Below are 18,570 nucleotides of genomic sequence, written 5' to 3' on the forward strand. Positions count from 1 at the left end.
CCCGGCGGCCGGCGGGCTCGCCCACCGGCAGGGGAGTGCCGACGCCGGGCCGTGGGGGGCCGGCCCGGAGCGGTGGAGCGGTGACGCTGAGGGGTGGAGCTCCGGCTCCGGGCGCGTGACCACGTCCCACCCAGCGGAGCAGTCGGAGGCCGACCTGCTGACCCGTCGGCCGGCGGGCGTCGGGACCGGGCCGTGGGGTGTCGGCACTGAGCGGCGGAGCGCCGATGCCGGCCGCGCCGCGGACGGCCCTCGCGTCGCGCCGGCGGTCGGTGCCCCGGAGTGGCGGTGCGTCCGCTGCCTGGGCGACGTCCACGTGTGGGCCACCGCGCCCGTTCCCGCTGAGACCACCGGCCCGGCCGAGCCGGCCGGCTGCTCCGGCCCCGGGGACCTGTTCATCTCGCTGCCCCTGGGCGCGGCCACGGACGCCGTGCCGCCCGGCCCCGGGACCGGACCGGCTCCGGCCCCGGGCGACATCCTGCTGCACGACGCGCCGTACCCGTTCCTGGGCGCCTTCGGCGCTCCGGCACCCGGCGGCCGCACAGGCACCCAGCGGCCCCGCGACATCACCGGCACCGGTGACCACGAGGCCAAAGGCGCTTCCGGCGGGTGCGCAGACGGCACGGCGGTGCGCTCCGGCCGAGACCTCCGTCCCGCCCACTCCGTCCGCGCCACCGCGGACGCCACCGTGTCCCCGGCCGTCGCCGTCGCGGTGCCGCGGGCGGCCCTGCTGCTGCCCGCCAAGTGGATCGACGGCCTGCTCGGCCGGCGGATCCCGGTGCCGGACCCGGTCGGCGGCCTCCTGGCGGGGCTCGTCCACGGGATCGCGTCGGACGCGGCGGGCTTCGGGCCCGCCGCCGCGGAGCGCCTGGGCACCGCCGTGCTCGACCTGTCCGCCGCGCTGCTCGCCCGCGAACTCGACCTCGACGCGCCCGAGGAGAGCCACCGGCGGAGCCTGCTCCTGCGCATCCAGGTGTTCGCCAACCGGCGCCTCGGCGACCCGCGGCTGGGCCCCGGGATGATCGCGGACGCCCACGGGGTCTCCGTCGGCTACCTGCACCGGCTCCTCCACGAGCACGACACCACGCTCGCGGCGTGGATCCGGCGCCGCCGCCTCGACGGTGCCCGGCGCGACCTCTCCGACCCGCGGCTGGCGGGCATCCGCCTACAGGAGATCGGCACCCGCTGGGGGTTCCCGCATCCCTCGGCCTTCAGCCGCGCCTTCCGCGCCGCCTATGGCACGACCCCCAAGGACTACAGGGAAACGGCGGCGCGCCCAGCGGAGCCCGCATCCCCGTCCGGCTGAGGGTCATGCTCCGGGGTCGTCGGGGGCGTCCCCGTCGCGTGCCCGCAGGAGCACGGCCGCACGCACGGCGCCCAGCACCACGAAGACCGCGGCGGCCGCGAACGCCGTCCAGGTGATCCACCCGGTCCCGGGGAGCAGGACCACCCCGATCCCCAGCCAGACCAGACCCACGACCGCCAGTGTGACCGCATCGCGTCGAACGGTGTCCTCCACGCGCCCCCTCCCGTCGCCGCCGTGGGCACCCGAGCGGCGGGGGCCGCGCAATTCGGCGGACGGGAAAATCATATTCCGGTTGGCCTGGGGGACGAATTCCGCATGAATCAGAAAAGCGGATCACCCGGTGGAAAGCGTCGGCACTTTCAACCCGCCGGAAAAGGACCGAATCCGGGGAACCGGCTCCCGTTCCGGTGCCGTGACGTCCAGGCCCTGCGTACGTACCCCGCCCGAGCGGGCGGGGCCGTCGATTCCCTCCCGGTATGGGCCGATGCAAAAGCGACCTTGGACGGGCAGGAGCGACGAGGGCTACGTTCAAGGTGAACCCGGTGATCACCGCCGGTCCCCCGCTGCCGGCCCGAGGAAAGGCGTCCATGAGCGCTCCGCCCAAGACCCCCGTCATCACCGCGATGCGGGTGATCCCCGTGGCCGGCCACGACAGCATGCTGCTCAACCTCAGTGGCGCCCACGCTCCGTTCTTCACCCGCAACCTCGTCGTCCTCACCGACTCCGACGGCCGCAGCGGTGTCGGCGAGGTCCCGGGCGGCGAATCGATCCGCGCCACCCTGGAGGACGCGATCACACTCGTCGTGGGGCGGCCGGTCGGCGACCGCAACGCCGTCCTCAACGACATGCGGGGCCGGTTCGGCGACCGCGACGCGGCGGGGCGGGGGGCGCAGACCTTCGACCTGCGGGTGACGGTGCACGCGGTGACCGCTGTGGAGTCCGCGCTGCTGGACCTGCTCGGGCAGTACCTCGACGTCCCCGTCGCCGCCCTGCTCGGCGACGGCGTGCAGCGCGACCGCGTCCCCGTGCTCGGCTACCTGTTCTTCGTGGGCGACCGCGGGCGCACCGATCTGCCGTACCGGTCCGGCGACGACTCCGACGACGAGTGGTTCCGGCTGCGCGACGAAGAGGCGCTGACCCCCGAGACAGTGGTGCGGCTCGCCGAGGCCGCCGAACGCCGCTATGGCTTCCGGGACTTCAAGCTCAAGGGCGGCGTGCTGCCGGGCGAGCAAGAGGCCGAGACCATCCGCGCACTCGCCGCCCGGTTCCCCGATGCGCGCGTCACGCTCGACCCCAACGGGGCGTGGCCACTGGCACGCGCGGTCGAGCTGGGGCGCTCACTGCGCGACGTCCTCGCCTACGCCGAGGACCCGTGCGGCGCCGAAGCCGGGTACTCGGGGCGGGAGGTGCTCGCGGAGTTCCGGCGCGCAACGGGGCTGCCCACCGCCACCAACATGGTCGCCACCGACTGGCGCCAGCTCGGGCACGCGGTGCGCGGTGCGTCCGTCGACATCCCGCTGGCCGACCCGCACTTCTGGACGATGCAGGGGTCGGTCCGCGTCGCCCAGCTCTGCGAGGCGTGGGGGCTGACCTGGGGATCGCACTCCAACAACCACTTCGACGTGTCCCTGGCGATGTTCACCCACGTCGCCGCTGCGGCCCCCGGTGACATCACGGCGATCGACACCCACTGGATCTGGCAGGACGGCGAGCGGCTCACCACCGACCCCCTGGTGATCTCCGGCGGGGAGCTGGCGCTGCCCGGCCGCCCCGGCCTCGGCGTGGAACTCGACATGGACCGGGTCGACGCGGCCAACCGGCTCTACCGCGAGCACGCCCTCGGCGCGCGCGACGACGCGGCCGCGATGCGCTACCTCGTCCCCGGGTGGGGGTTCGACCCCAAGCGCCCGGCGCTGGACCGGTAGCGGCGGCGCCGCGTGCGACCGGGGATGAGGGGGAGGCGGCTTGAACGGCGCCCCGGGGACCGGATGCGCCGCGGCGTGAGGACCGGCAGGCCGGGGGGCTCAGCGCCCGCGCGGGCGGGGCCGGGCAGGTGAGGGGGACGTGACGGGGCGGCGCGCCGAAGGGGCGTGCCCCCGCGCGGACGTCAGGTGATCGGGGGACATCGCGGGCGCGTCGCCGAGCGAACGGGCCAGGGTCTGCGCGTCCGCTGCGCGCCTGCGGCCGTCCTCCACCTCGAAGGAGACCACGAAGTGGTCGGCCCCGGGGACCGGGATGACCTGGTGGGCGAGGGGGCGCAGCTCCTCGCTGACGAAGGCGCGGTCGATCGATCGGCCATCGGGCGTGGTCGCGGGCGGCGCGCCGGGGCCGAACACGTCCACCAGAGCGATGTCGCCGAGACGGGAGAAGAGCGCCCGCGGGTCGGGCATGTTCAGGTCGCCGGCGAGGATCATCCGCCGGACCCCCAGCGCGGCGAGCCGCTCGGCGATGAACTCGGAGATCCGCAGCCCGAACTCCCGGCCCGCGCCGTGGTCGTAGGAGTGAAGGGCACCATCGGGCGTGCGCCCTATGTGAAGAGGGTGCAGCTGCGCCGCGACGATGTGCACGTCGCCGCCCGGCGCTTCGCACCGCGCAACGAGCAGGCCCTTATCGTGCCAGGGCAGCCTCGCCCCGCTGTTCCAGAACAGCAGCTCGAACGGCGGCTTGGGGAGGTCGATGCGCTGGACGTCGTGCAGCGGGAAGCACGAGGCGATCCCCAGCCCGAGGCGTTCCACGCCCGGCACGTGGGAGTCGCTCCACGACTCCTTGGCCGTGTGGACGCCCGTGGTCCCGAGTGCGCGGGCGGACAGCCGCTCGATCTGGCGCGATTCCGGTCCGCAGTCGAGCTCGCTCAGCACGATCACATGCGGCCGGCCCACCGAGACCGCGTCGGCGAACACGTCGGTGCGGTCGCCGGGGGCATACCCGTTGGGCCCGCTCGGGTCGGTGAGGCGGCCGCCCGCGACATTGGCCATGTTGACGCGTATCCGGGGGAGATCGTCCATCCGGACACGATAGAGCCCGCCGCCCCCGCATCCGGCCACCGGCCGGACACGGGGGCGGGACGGCGTCGCCGTCGGCTCCGGCGACCATCCGCCGGAGCCGCAACGGACCGCGGAACCCTAGAGATCGATCCCGAAGGTGATCTCCAGCGCCTCCTCGACCATCTCTCCGGCATCGCCATCGACGACCGCCTCGGCGAACTCGCCCACATCTTCGAAGTCGGGGTCCATCTCGTCCTCCTCTGGGGGGTTGGCGCGACCGATCCTACGGGCCCGCGACACGGTCGGCACCCCAGTGCCGATGGCCGTCAGCGGCGGCGTGGTTTGGTGCGGCGGACGGCTTCGAGGCGGTCGGCCGTGGCCCGGACCTGGTCGGCGGTGTGGCGGATCTCCTCGGTCTCCAGGCGGACCTGCTCGGCCAGACTGGTCAGCTCGACGAGCACGCCGAAGAGCGGGCGGCGTCGCGCGCGTGGCCGGGTGAGACCGGGCAGCACCTCACCGAACCGCGCCGGAGACGGGCGTGAAGCCGCGGAAGCGCCCGCTCCGCGCTGTCGGTGGCCGGTGTTCTGACTTCGGCCGGTGGGGGTGGTCTCTGCTGTCATGTGGCGGCGTCCTTCCGTCGGGCGGGGAGAGCGCCGCGGGTGGCGTTCCCGCGGAGCACCAGGTCATCTCCCGACCACAGTCACGCCGTCGCATCAGGCGTCACGCCGGAAACACGAAACCCCGCGACGGGACGGGGGCGAGCGGGTTTGAGGACGTCCCACTCGTCAATTGCGGAAGACTCCGGTGGACCGAAACGGACTCATTCGACGACCACACAGGTTCAGGTTCCGCCACCACCACCTGCAACCAGGACAAGGCCGCCGACGCAGGAACCTACGCCCGAGCCGGCCCCACAGGCACACCCGAAACGGCTCAGGACCCCTTCCCTTACGGAAAGAGGCCCTGAGCCGGAAGCGCGCACTCGGGAGGATTCGAACCCCCAACCTTCTGATCCGTAGTCAGATGCTCTATCCATTGAGCTACGAGTGCAGGTTTTCGGTTGTGGTCGCCAGTGGTGTGTTCCCCCTGGAGACGTGTACGACTCTACCACGGGGATCGGAGGGGTTTCACCGGATTATGGGGCCCGTGGGGCGGGCGGGGTGGGGGCGTGGAGGGCCGGGCTCCCGGTGTTGTGGCGGGTGGGAGCCCGGCCGGTGGGGCTGGGGGTTACGAGGCGGATTCCTTGACGGCCTCGGTCCAGATGGCGGTGGCCGCGTCGATCTGGTCGGCGGTGACGATGAGCGGCGGGATCATCCGGACGACGTTGCCGTGCGGGCCGCAGGTGAGCAGGAGGAGGCCCTTCTCGGAGGCGGCCTTGTGGGCGCGGGCGGCGGTGTCGGGGTCGGGGGAGCCGTCGGCCGCGGTGAACTCGCTGGCCACCATCAGGCCGAGCCCGCGCACGTCGCCGATCACCGGGTGGGCGTCGGCGACCTCGCGCAGCCCGGCGATGAGGCGCTCGCCCATGCGGGCGGCGTTGTCGACGAGCCCCTCCTCCTGAATGACGTCGAGGGTGGCCAGCGCCGCCGCGCACGACACCGCGTTGCCGCCGTAGGTGCCGCCCTGGGAGCCCGGCCACGCCTTCTCCATGAGCGCGTGCGGGGCGGCGATCGCCGACAGCGGGAACCCGCTGGCCAGCCCCTTGGCGGTGATCACGATGTCGGGCCGGACGCCGGAGTGGTCGTGGCCCCAGAACCGCCCGGTGCGGCCGAAGCCGGTCTGCACCTCGTCGGCGACGAGCAGGATCCCGTGCTGGTCGGCGCGCTCGCGCAGCCCGGTGAGGAAGGCCGCTGGCACGGGCACGTAGCCGCCCTCGCCCAGCACCGGCTCGATGAAGATCGCCGCGGTGTCCTTGGGCGAGCTGACGGTGGCGAGGAGGTAGTCGAGTTCGCGCAGCGCATACGCGGTGGCCTCGTCCTCGCTGAGCCCGAGCCGGTAGGCGTAGGGGAACGGGGAGACGGCGACGCCGGGCATCAGCGGCCCGATGCCGGCCCGGATCTTCACCCCCGACGTGGTCAGGGAGGCGGCGGCCATGGTCCGCCCGTGGAAGGAGCCCTGGAAGACGATGGCGTTCTGCCGGCCGGTGGCCTGGCGTGCGAGGCGCAGCGCCGCCTCGACCGCCTCGCTGCCGGAGTTGACGTAGAAGAGCCGGTCGATCCCCTCGGGCAGCACGGTGCCGAGGCGCTCCGTCAGCTCCAGCAGCGGCCGGTGCATGACGGTCGTGTACTGCCCGTGGATGAGCGTGCCGACCTGGCGCTGGGCCGCCTCGACCACGCGCGGGTGGCAGTGGCCGGTGCTGGTGACGCCGATCCCGGCGGTGAAGTCGAGGTACCGGCGGTCGTCCTCGTCGTAGATGTAGACGCCTTCGCCCCGCGCCGCCAGGACCGGGGTGGCCTGCTTCAGGACGGGGGACAGCTCGGCCGACTGCTCAGCCATGCTCAGACCTCATTCCGTATTCCGTGATGCCGTGGATTTCCGTAGGATTGTTGACAATCGACAGCGCTATGGAATCATCCGCCATGGAGCGGTGTCCAGGTCCAGCACTACCCCGCATGGCGCCGGGCACCCGCCCGCACGGGTAGAGGATCATGGGCACCGGTTACGCGGAACCGCAGGCGGGGAAGGCGTAACCCCGCGTGGGGTGCGCTGTTCGGGCTCCACGAAGGTGCAGGCGGAGTCCGGAACACCAACCGGAAGGGGATGGCAGGGCTATGACCGTGGCAGACCGGGAGGCGCTGGTCGTCGAGCGTGTATCCAAGGGGCTCATGATCGGGGGCGTGTGGCGCGACGCCAAGGCCGGCGGGACGTTCAAGGTCGAGGACCCCTCGACCGGGTCGGTCCTGTGCGAGGTGGCCGACGCGGGCGTCGATGACGCCTTCGACGCCCTCGACGCCGCTGCCGCCGCGCAGCCCTCGTGGCAGCGCACCGCGCCGCGCGAGCGCGGTGAGGTGCTGCGCCGCGCCTATGAGCTGCTCATGGAGCGCCAGGACGACCTCGCGCTGCTGATGACGCTGGAGATGGGCAAGCCGCTGCCCGAGGCCAAGGGCGAGATCGCCTACGCGGCGGAGTTCTTCCGCTGGTTCTCCGAGGAGGCCGTCCGCATCGAGGGCGGGTTCTCGGTCGCTCCCAACGGCCAGGCGCGCTTCCTGATCATGCGCCAGGCGGTCGGCCCGTGCATGCTCATCACCCCGTGGAACTTCCCCATGGCCATGGGCACCCGCAAGATCGGACCCGCCATCGCGGCCGGGTGCACCATGGTGCTCAAGCCCGCCCAGCAGACCCCGCTGTCCGCCCTGGCGCTGGCCGACATCCTCCGCGAGGCCGGCCTGCCCGAAGGCGTGCTCAGCGTGCTCCCCACCACCGACCCGGGCGGGGTCACCGAGCCCCTGCTGCGCGACGGCCGCATTCGCAAGGTCTCGTTCACCGGCTCCACCCCCGTCGGCCGCAAGCTGCTGGAGCAGAGCGCCGGGCAGGTGCTGCGCACCTCCATGGAGCTGGGCGGCAACGCCCCGTTCCTGGTGTTCGACGACGCCGACCTCGACGCCGCCGTCGAGGGCGCCATGCAGGCCAAGATGCGCAACATCGGCGAGGCGTGCACCGCCGCCAACCGGCTCTACGTCCAGTCGGGCATCGCCCCGGAGTTCGCCCGCCGGCTCAGCGAGCGCATGGGCGCCCTGAAGCTGGGCCGCGGCACCGACGACGGCGTCCAGGTGGGCCCGCTGATCGACGCCAAGGCGCTGGCGAAGGTGCAGGGCCTGGTCGACGACGCCGTGGGCCGCGGCGCCAAGGTCGTGGTCGGCGGCGGGCCCGGCGACGGCGACGGCTACTTCTACCGCCCCACGGTGCTCACCGATGTCCCGCAGGAGGCGGAGCTGACCTCCACCGAGATCTTCGGCCCCGTCGCGCCGATCGTCACCTTCGACGACGAGAAGGAGGCGATCGCCGACGCCAACGACACCGAATTCGGCCTGGTGAGCTACGTCTTCACCCAGGACCTGGGGCGGGCGTTCCGGGTCTCGGAGGCGCTGGAGACCGGCATGGTCGGGCTGAACCAGGGCATCGTGTCCAACCCCGCTGCGCCGTTCGGCGGTGTGAAGCACTCCGGCCTGGGCCGCGAGGGCGGGCGCGTGGGCATCGACGAGTTCCTGGAGACGAAGTACGTGGGTATCGGCGGCGTCTGACCGCTGACCCGCCTGTCGTCCGTGCCGTCGCCCTTCCCGCGTGGGGGCGGCGGCACGGCGGCGCCCGGGCGTGCCGACCGTGCACGCCGGCGGCCGCGCCACGGCCGCTCCTTGTCAGCGCTCCTCGGCCGCGAGGCGGTCGAGTTCCTCCTGGGCCCGGCGTAGCAGCTCCCGTGCGCGGCGCAGGTCGGCCGGCCGGTCGTGGCCCTCTGTACCCGCGGCCGGCGCCCCCGCCTCCGGCCGCTCTGCTTCCGGCCGCTCCGCTTCCCCCGCCTCTTCCGCCGGTTCCCCCAGGAGCGACCGGTGCGGCTGGATGCGGACCTGCTCGGTGGTCTCGTCGGCCTCGATGTCGAAGACCACCCGGTCGGAGCGGTGCCAGCTCTCGAACCACTCCAGCGGGGCGCCGTGCTGGTCGAAGGTGCTCCCCTCCAGCAGCAGCAGCGGCGACCCCGGCGCGACCTCGAGCTCGGCGGCGATGGCCGCGTCGGCCGGGACGGCCCGGATCTGGCGCCGCCCGCTGATCGGGTGCGCGCCGAAGCGCGACTCCAGCAGGCGGTGCAGCGAGGCGTCGGTGAGCATCGCGGCCGTCAGCCCCGGAACGCGGTCGGCGGGCAGCCACGTGCGCACGTAGGACAGCGGGGCCTCGTCGACCGACCGGACCCGCTCCAGCCGCAGGACGGAGCGCGTGCCCAGGTGCCGGGCGACGCGTGAGGGCGCGGTGGCCGGTTCGAGGCGCGCGACGCTCGTGCCCAGGCTCAGCCCGCTGTGCGAGAACTGGTCGAAGAGCCCCGTGACGCGCTGCACGAGCCGCCGGTGCTCGACCCCGCTGGCGGCAACGGGCGCGCGCCCGGGGTCGCGCCGCACGACCCCCTCGTCCTCCAGGGTCGACAGCGCCTGGCGGATGACGCTGCGCGAGACCCCGAACCGCTCGCGCAGCGCGGCCTCGCTCGGCAGGGTGTCGCCCGGTGCGATCGCGCGGTCCCGGATCTCGGCGCGCAGGGTGGCGGCGATCTGCGCGTAGAGCGGGCGTGGGTCGGACCGGTCGATGGGCATGGTGGGGATTCTAGGACCTGTTCCCTTCGTGGCCGAGGGGCCGCTGCGGCGCACCCCAGCGGCCCCGGACCCGCGCCGCGCGCTCACGACGCGCGCGCGGTCTCCCAGACGTGGTTCCAGCCCGGCGCGAGGTCCGCGGCCCGCTGGATGGCGAGCACGAGGCTGGCCTCGCGCGCGATGCCCTTGCCGGCGATGTCGAAGGCGGTCCCGTGGTCGACCGAGACGCGCACGACCGGCAGCCCCACGGTGATGTTGACGCCGTCGTCGCCGTACACGGCCTTGAACGGGGCGTGCCCCTGGTCGTGGTAGCAGACGATGACCAGCTTCCACTTGCCGCGCACCGCCGCGGGGATCAGGGCGTCGGCGGGCAGCGGGCCCGAGGCGTTGATCCCGGCCGCGCGGGCGCGCTCGACCGCGGGCTCCAGCACGTCGGCGTCCTCGTCGCCGAAGATCCGGTTCTCGCCCGCGTGCGGGTTCAGCCCGGCGACCCCGATCGGCTCGTCGGGGCGGCCCAGGGCGGTGGCGAAGGCGCCGACCAGGCGCAGGACGTTGTCGGTGCGCTCGGGGGTGACCCCTCGGATCGCGTCGGCCAGCGACACGTGCGTGGTCAGGTGGAAGAAGTACAGGTCGCCGGCCGACAGCACGAGGCTGAAGTTGGTCACCCCGAACTCGTGGGCGAGCAGTTCGGTGTGGCCGGGCCAGGGGTGGCCGCCCAGGTGCATCGCGGCCTTGTTGAGGGGCGGGGTGACGATGCCGTCGATGAGCCCGCGGCGCGCGAAGTCGCAGGCGGCCATCACGAACCGGGCGGCGCCGTCGCCGGCCTCGGCGCTGAGCTCCCCGGGCGGCACGTGCCCCAAGGAGGGGCCGACCTGCACGACCGGGATGCGCTCGGGGTCGTCGCCGGCCTTCTCGGGGGAGTCCACGACCTCGACCCGGGCGGGGTCGCCGCCGGCCAGCCGGACCCCCGCGCGCAGCGCGTCGGCGTCGCCGATCACGACCGGCCGGCAGATCTCGCGCAGTCCGGGGTGGTTCAGCAGCGATTTGGCGGTGATCTCGGGGCCGATGCCCGCGACGTCGCCGAGGGTGATGGCGAGGGTGGGACGGCTCATGGGTGCTGCCTCCTGTGTCGGACGGCCGAGGCGGCCGTGAGTAGTGCATCGGGGTCGCCGAAACCGCCGGCCTTGGTGATGATGAGGGTGTCGCGCAGGGGCCCGCCGGAGAGGGCGCCGATGGGGATGCCGGCGGCGATCTCGCCGATGAGGGTGATGCCGTTGGCGCCCAGGGCGTCGACGACCGCGCGGGCGCCGTCGCCCCCGGTCACCACGAGGCCCGCTATGGGGTGGCGTCCGGCCAGGTCGGCGGCGAGTTCCCCGAAGCGGCGGGCGACCAGGGCGGGGTCGAGCCCGCGGCCGCGGTCCTCGGGGGCGAGGAGCACGATCGTGCCGCGGTCGTTGCCGAAGCGGGCGTCCAGCCCGGCGCACCACGCCGTCCAGGCGGTGTCGTCGGCGACCTGCTCGGGGGTGGGCCGTTCGATGGCGCCGGGGTCTTCGGCGGCGATCCGGTCGGCCTGGCCGCGCGTCGCGGAGTGCAGCGAGGTGACGACGACCAGGGCGGGTGCCGGGCTCTCCTGGGCGGCCCAGGCCCCGGCCATGGGCCCGGCCAGGCCGGCGGAGCCGACGGGGACGGTGTCGGCGCCGAGGAGGGCCACGGCGGCGGCGATCCGTTCGAGGTCGGCGGCGGTCTCGGCGTCGGGGACGGCGATCGGTCCCGCTTCGGCCAGCTGCCGGGCGTGCGCGGCGGTGTCGTCACCGGTCAGCCGGACGTGGGCGCCGCCCAGCAGGGTGGGGATGTGGCTCTCGCGGACCGGCGTGACCGGGTCGGAGCCGACGGAGGTCAGGTGCGCCTCGACCCCGTCGACCAGCAGGACGCCGTCGCGGACGGTGCGCCCGGCCTCGGGGAAGGCCGGGCAGACGACGACGGTGGCGCCGGGCGCCCAGGCGGCGCGGGCGGCCTCGATCTCGGCGAGGATCGGCCCGCGCAGGGTGGAGTCGACCTTCTTGTAGAGGTGGCGGGCCCCGGCCTCGCGCAGCCGCCGCACCTCTCCGGTGACGGCGGCCGCTGCCTCGGCCGGGGCGAGGGCGCGCGAGTCGGTGGTCACGGCCACGACGTCGGCCGCCGCGGGGGCCGTGCCGAGCTGGAGCTCGGTGGTCCAGCCGGCGCGCAGGAACCGCACGGCGGTGTCGTTGGCGCCGGTCAGGTCGTCGGCCACGAGGGCGATCGCGGGGGTCATGCCTGTGCCTCCTCGGCTTGCGCCGTTTCTGCTGCTTCGCTGCGGGCGGGGTTCGCGCCGCTGCGCTTGAGGGCCCAGGACGCCATGAGTGGCGCGAGCAGGGCGGTGACCAGGACGCACGCGGCGATCTGCGGGGTGGCGGCGGCGACGTAGGCCTGGAACGACGGGTCGGCCGCCGCGACGACGGCCGGGGTGGCGATGGCGTTGCCCGAGGTGGTGCCGGCGGCGAAGCCGAGGCCGCTCTCCCCGCCGCGGCGCAGGATCAGCCGGTAGCCCAGGTAGACCAGGCCGCCCGTGAGCGGTGTGATGAGCACGCCCAGCACGATGCCGGTGAGGCCGCCCGAGGCGACCGCGCCCAGGTCGATCCCGGCGCCCAGCGCGAACGAGAAGAACGGGATGACGATGTTGGGGACCGGGGCGAGGGTCTCGCGCCACTGCGCGTCGAGGTTGCCGACGATCACGCCGAGGACGAACGGGACGAGCGCGGCGACGAACGCGACGACCGGGATCTGCCCCAGCCCGGAGGCGCCGATGAAGAGCAGGGCGAAGAACGGGCCGTCGTTGACCGCGCCGGCGATGTAGGCGCCGCGGTCGCGGGCGCGGCCGTACTGCCCGGTGATGGCCAGCCACAGGCCGCCGTTGGAGTTGGTGACCGCGGAGAGCAGCGCCAGGATCGAGACGCCCAGGATGCCTTCGAGGCCGGTGACCGCGCCGAGGCCGATGATCAGCAGGCCCGGGATCAGGCTCTTGCCGAGCAGGACCACGCCGGTGGTGGCCAGGACGGGGCCGCCGGTGCGCATGGTGACCTGGGTGCCGGTCGCGAAGATCAGCAGGGCGATCAGCGGCAGTGCGCCGTCTTTGAACAGGGCCGTGGTGAAGCCGCCGATGTCGAGGGCGCCGGGGGCGAAGGTGCCGATGACCGAGCCCAGCACCAGCGGGATCAGCATCAGCCCGCCGGGCAGCCGGGTCATGGTCCGGAACATCGGGACCAGGGCGCCGCTGCGGTCCTGCACTGCTCCTCCTCTTCACTCTCCCGCCCCCGCTCCAGGGGGCGGTCGATCGACGGCGATTCTGTACGTACAGAGTGTACGTACAATTCGCGGCGAGGAGAAGCCTCGGTCCGTGGCGGCCGTCGGGCCCGTGGTCCTCGGTTCGCCGCCCTCGGGGTGCCGTCGCGCGACCCGGTGGCCGGATCGACGCGCGGTCGGTGCGACCCGGGCGGTATGTGCGCCCCGGCCGCCACGGGCCCCTGGCGCGACGGCGCCGCGGTTGCCCAGCGGGCGGGACGGCGGTCCGGCCGGGCACAGGGGGGTCGCCGCGGACGTGCGGGCGGGCGGCGATCGGGGGGTCAGTGGCGGGCAACCGATGGGAATCCGGGCGAATCCGCCGCCCGGGTGCGGCCCCGGTGCCACCCGGCCCCCGGCGGCGGGCGCGGCGCCGCCGCGGTCCCGCGTCGTTTCGCGGGCGCTATGAGGAGGCGGCCCCGGCGGCCGGCCGCGTTCCGGGGCGAGATGACGGACTGGCGGCCTTGTGCCCGCAGATGGTACGTATTTAGCTGCAAGAATCGCAGTGCGTAATCAAACTTTCACTGAAAGGAATGATTCGTGCGTATTCTGACGGCCGTTGCCGCCGTGACCGCCGCATGCGCCGCCGCCCTTGCCGGAGCGGCCCCCGCCGCCGGCGCGGCCGACGATGATCTGAGGTTCGTGGTGGTCCGCGAGGCCGCCTACCGCTACCAGTCCGAGGACACCGCCCGCCTCATCGAGGATCCGGAGGCCAACGGCTGCCGGTCCGCCACCGAGGAGGTGACGGCCGAGGAGGCGCGGGCGATCGGGGTCGTCCTGCCGGACACCGAAGCCCCGGTGACGGTCCGCGAAATCGACTGCACCTCGGGGAAGCCGGGGGAGGGTGCCGAGCGGCTGAAGGTCGTGTTCCCCGGCGATGAGCCCGTCGACTGGCCCGGCTGGGCGCGGCGCGTCATCGCCGCCGATTGACCGGGCCTCCGTTGTCCCCCACCCGGCCGTGCCGCGCCCGCCTGCCGCCCCCCGCCCCGCACACGCCGGCCCTGAACACGAAGAAGCCCGCCGCACCCCTGATGGGATGCGGCGGGCGTCGTGCCTGCGCGGACGGCCGGCCCCCGGTCCGGCGGCCCGCCGTTCACCCGCTGACCGCGCGGGAGCGCCCTGTTCCGGGCTCCCCCTGGTGGTAGATGCGGTCGACCGTGTCGAGCATGTGCGACTCGATCAGGTGCAGCAGGAGTTCCTCCCGGCCGTCGGTGATGGCGTCGAGCAGCTTCTGGTGCTCGTCGACCAGCTCACCGGGCTCCGGGTAGGCATCCTGCATGACCGTCAGGCACATCCGGGTCTCGACCAGGAGCGTCTGGGCCATGCGCTCCAGCCGGTGGTTGCCCGAGCAGCTCACCAGGGTCTGGTGGAACGCCTGGTCGGCGTCGCTCATCGCCACCCGGTCGCGGGTGGCCGCGGCGTCGACGAGCCCGCGCAGCGCGGCGGTCAGCCGGGCGACCGCCTCACCGCGGTTGCCGCGCATGATCAGCTCGCAGGCGGTGCGCTCGACCGCCAGGCGCGCCACGTAGATGTCGCGCACGTCCTCGGGCGCGAGCTCGCGGACGAAGAGCCCGCGGTGCCGCTCGCTGCGCAGCAGCCCTTCCTGGACGAGCCGCTGCATGGCCTCGCGCAGCGGGCCGCGGCTCACGCCGAGCTGGCCGGCGAGGTCGGTCTCGCCGAGCTGGTCGCCGGGGGCCAGCGTGCCGTACATGATCGCCGATCGCAGCTGGTCGGCGATGAGGGCGGCCGTTGACCGCCGCGGGACCGGTTGGAGTCGACCTGAGGCATTCATTGCATCCGCGTTCCTCTCCGTTCGTGTCCGTATGTGTCCGGCAATGCAGGAGGGAGCGGCCACGGCCATGGGGCCGGGACCGCTCCCGGCGGCACCGGGCGGGGGTCGTGCCCCCCGCCCGCCGCCGCGGTGCGGCTCCGCCTACCCCTCCGCGGCGACCGCCATGGCGGCCCCCGATCGGAACAGGGTGCCCAGGCCCTCGCGGGGCCCGGTGGCGCCCGCCAGCCGCAGGCCCTCCCAGACGCTCACCTGGTTGGCGGTGAGCACCGTGGTGCCGAGCCGGTCCTCCAGGGTGTCCAGGATGCCCGAGCTGTGGAGCGCCGTGTCCGGGACGAGAACGGCTTCGGCGTCGGGGTGGTTCCCGGCGGCGACGAACTCCAGCACGTCGTCGGATCCGAGCGTGCCGACCTCGGCCGCGGTGACGATTCCCCGCCCCGCCCAGCGCACGACCTCGATCCCGGCGAAGCCGAGGAAGCCGACGAAGCGGGCGGCGACGTCCTCGGGGTAGGTCGCGGCGATCGCGACCTTGGTCAGGCCCAGGTGGCGCAGCGCGTTGACGAACGCGAAGGAGGTGCTGGAGGCCGGGATACCGCCGGCCGCCTCGCGCACCCCCGCGACCTGCTCCCGGGCGCCCTCCCAGCCGAAGACGAAGCTCCCGCTGGTGCAGGCCCAGACCACGGAGTCGACGCCGAGGGCGGTCAGCTCCCGTACGCCGTCGGCGAGCACATCGGGCCCGCCGACGTCCAGCAGGGCGTCGACCCGGTGGGCGTCCTCGCGCATGAGGGTGTGCACCAGCCGAAGGGTCACATCGGGGCCCAGCAGCTTCTGGAACTCGGGGTAGTCGTCCTCGGCGCTGTACCCGGGGTACAGGAAACCGGCGGTGGGCATGGAACGGATCACCTCTCTCTGGTCTGTCCGGCCGGATCCGGTCTGCGCCGGTCCGGCCGCGCCGCCCGGCCGGGCCCCCGTGGGACGGCCGGGCGGGCGCTCCGGTGGTCAGGCGGCGGTGCGGCGCGCCGTGGCGTCGACCAGGTACTGGCCGTGCGCCACGGGTTCGCGCCCCATGGCCTGGAGCGCGGCCCACATCGTGACCTGGTTGGCGGCGATCACGGGCTTGCCGAGCGTCCGCTCCAGCGGCGCGATGATGTCGTAGGTCAGGACGTTGGTACAGCTGATGAACACGGCCTGGGCGTCGGGGCGGTCGGCGTCGCGGACCGCCTGCACGACCTCGGAGTAGGCGACCTTCCAGATGTGGCCGAGCAGCCCCAGCCCGACGCTGGAGGTGGTCTCGATGCCGTTCTCGCCGAGGAACCCCAGCAGCCGCTCGGTCACGCTGTCGACGTAGGGGGTCACCACGGCGATCCGGCGCGCCTCGAGCGCTTCGAGCGCCTGGATCAGCGCGCCTGAGGTGGTGACCGCCTCGGGCGCTCCCGCGTCGAGGATGCTCTGCCGCAGCCGCCGTTCGCCGGCCATGCCGTGCACGAAGCTGCCCGACGCGCACTGGTAGCCCACGACCAGCGGCTCCGGCGCGAGCAGGTCGCGCGTGGCGCGGGCGACGTTGTCGCCGTCGCTCAGGGCCGACGCCTGGTCCACGGTCACCGGGACCGGGACGAACGGCAGCCGGGTGACGTACAGCGAGACGTCGTCGGGCGCCCACCGCCACAGTTCGCGGTCGAGCGCGAAGTCGTAGGGTGCGACGATCCCCACACCGGACTGCCACGGGGTCTCGGAGAGGGCCGGGATCTCGACGATGCTCGATGCCTGGTCCCGCTCGATGACCTGTTCGTCCTGCTGGTCACGGTGGCCTTTGGCGCCACCGCTCGCCGGGTTCCCGGCGGATCGGTCGGTTCGCATTGGTCACTCACCTCCTTCTCTTCGTGTTCACGTTGCGGATGACCTCGAAGGTCCGAGAGCGGTGACCGCTACCCCTCCAGCCGCCGGTACACCAGGCGTTCGCCGACACCGCCGGACCGCCAGACGTCGTTGCAGGCCTCGGCCATGCGGTCCAGTCCGTCGACGATGGTGGCGTAGACGTTGCCGGGCACCCAGCCGACGTCGCCGTTGAGGAGCAGGTTGTTGCGGCCGTAGAAGATGGCCAGGTCGATGACGCCGGGCAGGTGGTCGATGCCCTTCTCCTCCTTGAACCGGCGGTCGAGCATGCCGCCGTTGAAGGAGAAGTAGACGACGTCGCCGGGGATGGGGGTGACCGTGGGGTTCTCCTGCCCCGGCTCCTCGGCCGCGAAGCGCGGCACCATCGCATAGACCTCGTTGCGGGCGTACTTGGCGTGGTAGATCTCGCCGCCCTGCGGCAGCGCGTCCCACACCACGTCACAGGTGCGCGGAGCGTCCTTGTCGAGGAGCTCGGCCGTGCACGAGACGCCGCGCTTCTCCAGGCTGATGGTCATATACCTGGGCATCGTCGGATCGGCCCTTTCGTTGTCGGGCTGTCACATGATTCTTCGCCGCACCGGATCGGTGGAGAGGTCCTCTCCTCGAACCGGGCGCCAACGCGGGAGAGGACGACGGATCGACCCCGGCCGCGGCATCGCCGCGGATTGTCGACAATCATACGATCGCGACGTCGAATGGATCAATGGTTGCGCCCCGCGCCGGTCGGCGGAACGGTGTGACGTCCAGCGAGCCGGGTGGCGCGCCGCCCGCCCCGGCCCCCGTGGCGGTGGCCCGTCCGGAAACCGCCCGGTCGGAGCCCGTATGTCACGAAAGTCGATTGTTGACAATCATACGAAGGCTCCCTAGCGTTTCAAGGGCTTCGGGCCGTCCGATGCCACCGTCGCCATCAACGACGCGAACCGGGAGCCGCCTCAGTGAGCCACGGAAACCCGCCCCGCCTGGTCGTCCTGCACGGCGACGACCTCCCGCCGGGACACGAGGCCTACGACTCCGACCCCCGCCTGGGCGGCGTCGACTACGTGACCGCCGACCGGCTCGCCGAGGCCCTGCCCGGCGCCGACGCGCTCTTCGTCTGGGACCTCTTCTCCGAGGCCGTGACCGCCGCCTGGCCCAAGGCCGACTCGCTGCGCTGGATCCACGCCGCCACAGCGGGGGTCGACAACCTCATGTTCCCCGGCCTCGTCGAGAGCGACGTCGTGGTCACCAACTCCCGCGGCGTCTTCGACCAGCCCATGGCCGAATATGTACTCGGCCTCGTCCTGTCCTTTGCCAAGGGCTTCCCCCTCACCCGCGACCTCCAGCACGACCGCGTCTGGCGCCACCGCGAGACCGAGCGCGTGGGCGGCCGGCACGCCCTGGTCATCGGCACCGGGCCCATCGGCCGCGCCATCGCCCGCCAGCTCCGCGCGGTCGGCATGACCGTCGAGGGCGCCGGGCGCACCGTCAGCGACTCCGACCCCGACTTCGGCACCGTCGTCGCCTCCTCCTTCGACACCGGCGGCCCCGACCTCGACACCGCGCTGCCGCGCGCCGACTACGTCGTCGTCGCCGCCCCCTTCACCTCGGCCACCCGCGACCTCATCGGCGCCCGCGCCCTGGGGCGCATGCGGGGCACCGCCCGCCTCATCAACGTCGCCCGCGGCCGCATCGTCGTCGAGGACGAGCTCATCGAGGCGCTGCGCGGCGGCGTGATCGCCGGGGCCGCCCTGGACGTCTTCGCCGCCGAACCGCTGCCCGGCTCCTCGCCCCTGTGGGACCTGCCCGGCGTGATCGTCTCCCCGCACATGTCGGGCGACGTCGTGGGCTGGCGCCGGGAGCTGGTCGAGCTGTTCGCCGACAACCTGGACCGCTTCCTCGACGGGCGCGAACCGCGCAACATCGTCGACAAGCGGCGGGGCTACGTGTCCGGGCCCTGACCCGCCGCGACCACCCCGC

The 18,570-nt window shown here is 73.6% G+C and carries 17 protein-coding genes and 1 tRNA gene; 5 read left to right on the forward strand and 13 right to left on the reverse strand.

What is annotated here, in order from left to right; all coding sequences use genetic code 11:
- Positions 1-1,303: helix-turn-helix domain-containing protein (locus ACFOVU_RS18865; protein ID WP_378535453.1), on the forward strand; the 1,303-nt coding region annotated here is incomplete at its 5' end.
- Between the two features lie 3 nt (positions 1,304-1,306).
- Here ACFOVU_RS18865 and ACFOVU_RS18870 read toward each other — a convergent pair.
- Positions 1,307-1,516, reverse strand: coding sequence for a hypothetical protein (locus ACFOVU_RS18870; RefSeq protein WP_378535455.1), 210 nt, complete (start codon positions 1,514-1,516; stop codon positions 1,307-1,309).
- Positions 1,517-1,890: 374 nt separating this feature from the next.
- On the opposite strand from ACFOVU_RS18870, the gene ACFOVU_RS18875 reads away from it, so the two are divergent.
- A complete protein-coding gene (locus tag ACFOVU_RS18875; RefSeq protein ID WP_378535457.1) occupies positions 1,891-3,228 on the forward strand; it encodes an enolase C-terminal domain-like protein in 1,338 nt (445 codons plus the stop codon).
- 99 nt (positions 3,229-3,327) lie between these two features.
- Here the strand turns inward: ACFOVU_RS18875 and ACFOVU_RS18880 are convergent, their stop codons facing one another.
- The 4 genes from ACFOVU_RS18880 to ACFOVU_RS18895 all read right to left on the reverse strand — a co-directional run bounded on the left by ACFOVU_RS18880 (position 3,328) and on the right by ACFOVU_RS18895 (position 6,780).
- On the reverse strand, positions 3,328-4,308 hold the full coding sequence (locus tag ACFOVU_RS18880; protein WP_378535458.1) for an endonuclease/exonuclease/phosphatase family protein: 981 nt from the start codon (positions 4,306-4,308) through the stop codon (positions 3,328-3,330).
- Between the two features lie 305 nt (positions 4,309-4,613).
- On the reverse strand, positions 4,614-4,907 hold the full coding sequence (locus tag ACFOVU_RS18885; RefSeq protein WP_378535460.1) for a hypothetical protein: 294 nt from the start codon (positions 4,905-4,907) through the stop codon (positions 4,614-4,616).
- Between the two features lie 357 nt (positions 4,908-5,264).
- A tRNA-Arg gene (locus ACFOVU_RS18890) sits at positions 5,265-5,337 on the reverse strand.
- Between the two features lie 177 nt (positions 5,338-5,514).
- Positions 5,515-6,780 (reverse strand): aspartate aminotransferase family protein, encoded by a 1,266-nt coding sequence (locus tag ACFOVU_RS18895; RefSeq protein WP_378535462.1) that lies wholly within the window; start codon positions 6,778-6,780, stop codon positions 5,515-5,517.
- 281 nt (positions 6,781-7,061) lie between these two features.
- Here ACFOVU_RS18895 and ACFOVU_RS18900 point away from each other — a divergent pair, with 281 nt between their 5' ends.
- On the forward strand, positions 7,062-8,525 hold the full coding sequence (locus tag ACFOVU_RS18900; RefSeq protein WP_378535906.1) for an NAD-dependent succinate-semialdehyde dehydrogenase: 1,464 nt from the start codon (positions 7,062-7,064) through the stop codon (positions 8,523-8,525).
- A gap of 114 nt (positions 8,526-8,639) precedes the next feature.
- Here ACFOVU_RS18900 and ACFOVU_RS18905 read toward each other — a convergent pair whose 3' ends face one another.
- The 4 genes from ACFOVU_RS18905 to ACFOVU_RS18920 all read right to left on the reverse strand — a co-directional run bounded on the left by ACFOVU_RS18905 (position 8,640) and on the right by ACFOVU_RS18920 (position 12,851).
- The gene (locus tag ACFOVU_RS18905) at positions 8,640-9,578 is read right to left on the reverse strand and encodes a GntR family transcriptional regulator (protein ID WP_378535464.1); all 939 of its coding nucleotides are present in this window, start codon (positions 9,576-9,578) and stop codon (positions 8,640-8,642) included.
- An 83-nt stretch (positions 9,579-9,661) separates the two neighbouring features.
- Positions 9,662-10,687, reverse strand: a complete 1,026-nt coding sequence (gene pdxA / locus ACFOVU_RS18910) for a 4-hydroxythreonine-4-phosphate dehydrogenase PdxA (RefSeq protein ID WP_378535466.1) — start codon at positions 10,685-10,687, stop codon at positions 9,662-9,664.
- Positions 10,684-11,868, reverse strand: a complete 1,185-nt coding sequence (locus ACFOVU_RS18915; RefSeq protein WP_378535468.1) for a four-carbon acid sugar kinase family protein — start codon at positions 11,866-11,868, stop codon at positions 10,684-10,686. The genes pdxA and ACFOVU_RS18915 overlap by 4 nt, the downstream gene beginning before the upstream one ends.
- Positions 11,865-12,851 (reverse strand): 2-keto-3-deoxygluconate permease, encoded by a 987-nt coding sequence (locus ACFOVU_RS18920; protein ID WP_378535908.1) that lies wholly within the window; start codon positions 12,849-12,851, stop codon positions 11,865-11,867. Before ACFOVU_RS18920 ends, ACFOVU_RS18915 begins: the two co-directional genes overlap by 4 nt.
- 621 nt (positions 12,852-13,472) lie before the next feature.
- Between ACFOVU_RS18920 and ACFOVU_RS18925 the strand changes: the two genes are divergently transcribed.
- Positions 13,473-13,862, forward strand: a complete 390-nt coding sequence (locus ACFOVU_RS18925; RefSeq protein WP_378535470.1) for a hypothetical protein — start codon at positions 13,473-13,475, stop codon at positions 13,860-13,862.
- A 163-nt stretch (positions 13,863-14,025) separates the two neighbouring features.
- Here the strand turns inward: ACFOVU_RS18925 and ACFOVU_RS18930 are convergent, their stop codons facing one another.
- From ACFOVU_RS18930 to ACFOVU_RS18945, 4 genes are all read right to left on the reverse strand, one after another.
- Positions 14,026-14,724, reverse strand: a complete 699-nt coding sequence (locus tag ACFOVU_RS18930) for a GntR family transcriptional regulator (protein WP_378535472.1) — start codon at positions 14,722-14,724, stop codon at positions 14,026-14,028.
- Positions 14,725-14,865: 141 nt separating this feature from the next.
- Positions 14,866-15,612, reverse strand: coding sequence for a maleate cis-trans isomerase family protein (locus ACFOVU_RS18935; RefSeq protein ID WP_378535474.1), 747 nt, complete (start codon positions 15,610-15,612; stop codon positions 14,866-14,868).
- Positions 15,613-15,720: 108 nt separating this feature from the next.
- The gene (locus tag ACFOVU_RS18940; RefSeq protein WP_378535476.1) at positions 15,721-16,578 is read right to left on the reverse strand and encodes a maleate cis-trans isomerase family protein; all 858 of its coding nucleotides are present in this window, start codon (positions 16,576-16,578) and stop codon (positions 15,721-15,723) included.
- A 68-nt stretch (positions 16,579-16,646) separates the two neighbouring features.
- A complete protein-coding gene (locus ACFOVU_RS18945; protein WP_378535478.1) occupies positions 16,647-17,129 on the reverse strand; it encodes a DUF3830 family protein in 483 nt (160 codons plus the stop codon).
- 420 nt (positions 17,130-17,549) lie between these two features.
- Between ACFOVU_RS18945 and ACFOVU_RS18950 the strand changes: the two genes are divergently transcribed.
- Positions 17,550-18,551 carry a D-2-hydroxyacid dehydrogenase gene (locus ACFOVU_RS18950; protein WP_378535480.1) on the forward strand — a complete coding sequence of 334 codons (1,002 nt, stop codon included), beginning with the start codon at positions 17,550-17,552 and terminating at the stop codon, positions 18,549-18,551.
- Positions 18,552-18,570: the final 19 nt, after the last annotated feature.

It is taken from the genome of Nocardiopsis sediminis, from assembly GCF_042650565.1.
Taxonomy (GTDB): domain Bacteria; phylum Actinomycetota; class Actinomycetes; order Streptosporangiales; family Streptosporangiaceae; genus Nocardiopsis_B; species Nocardiopsis_B sediminis.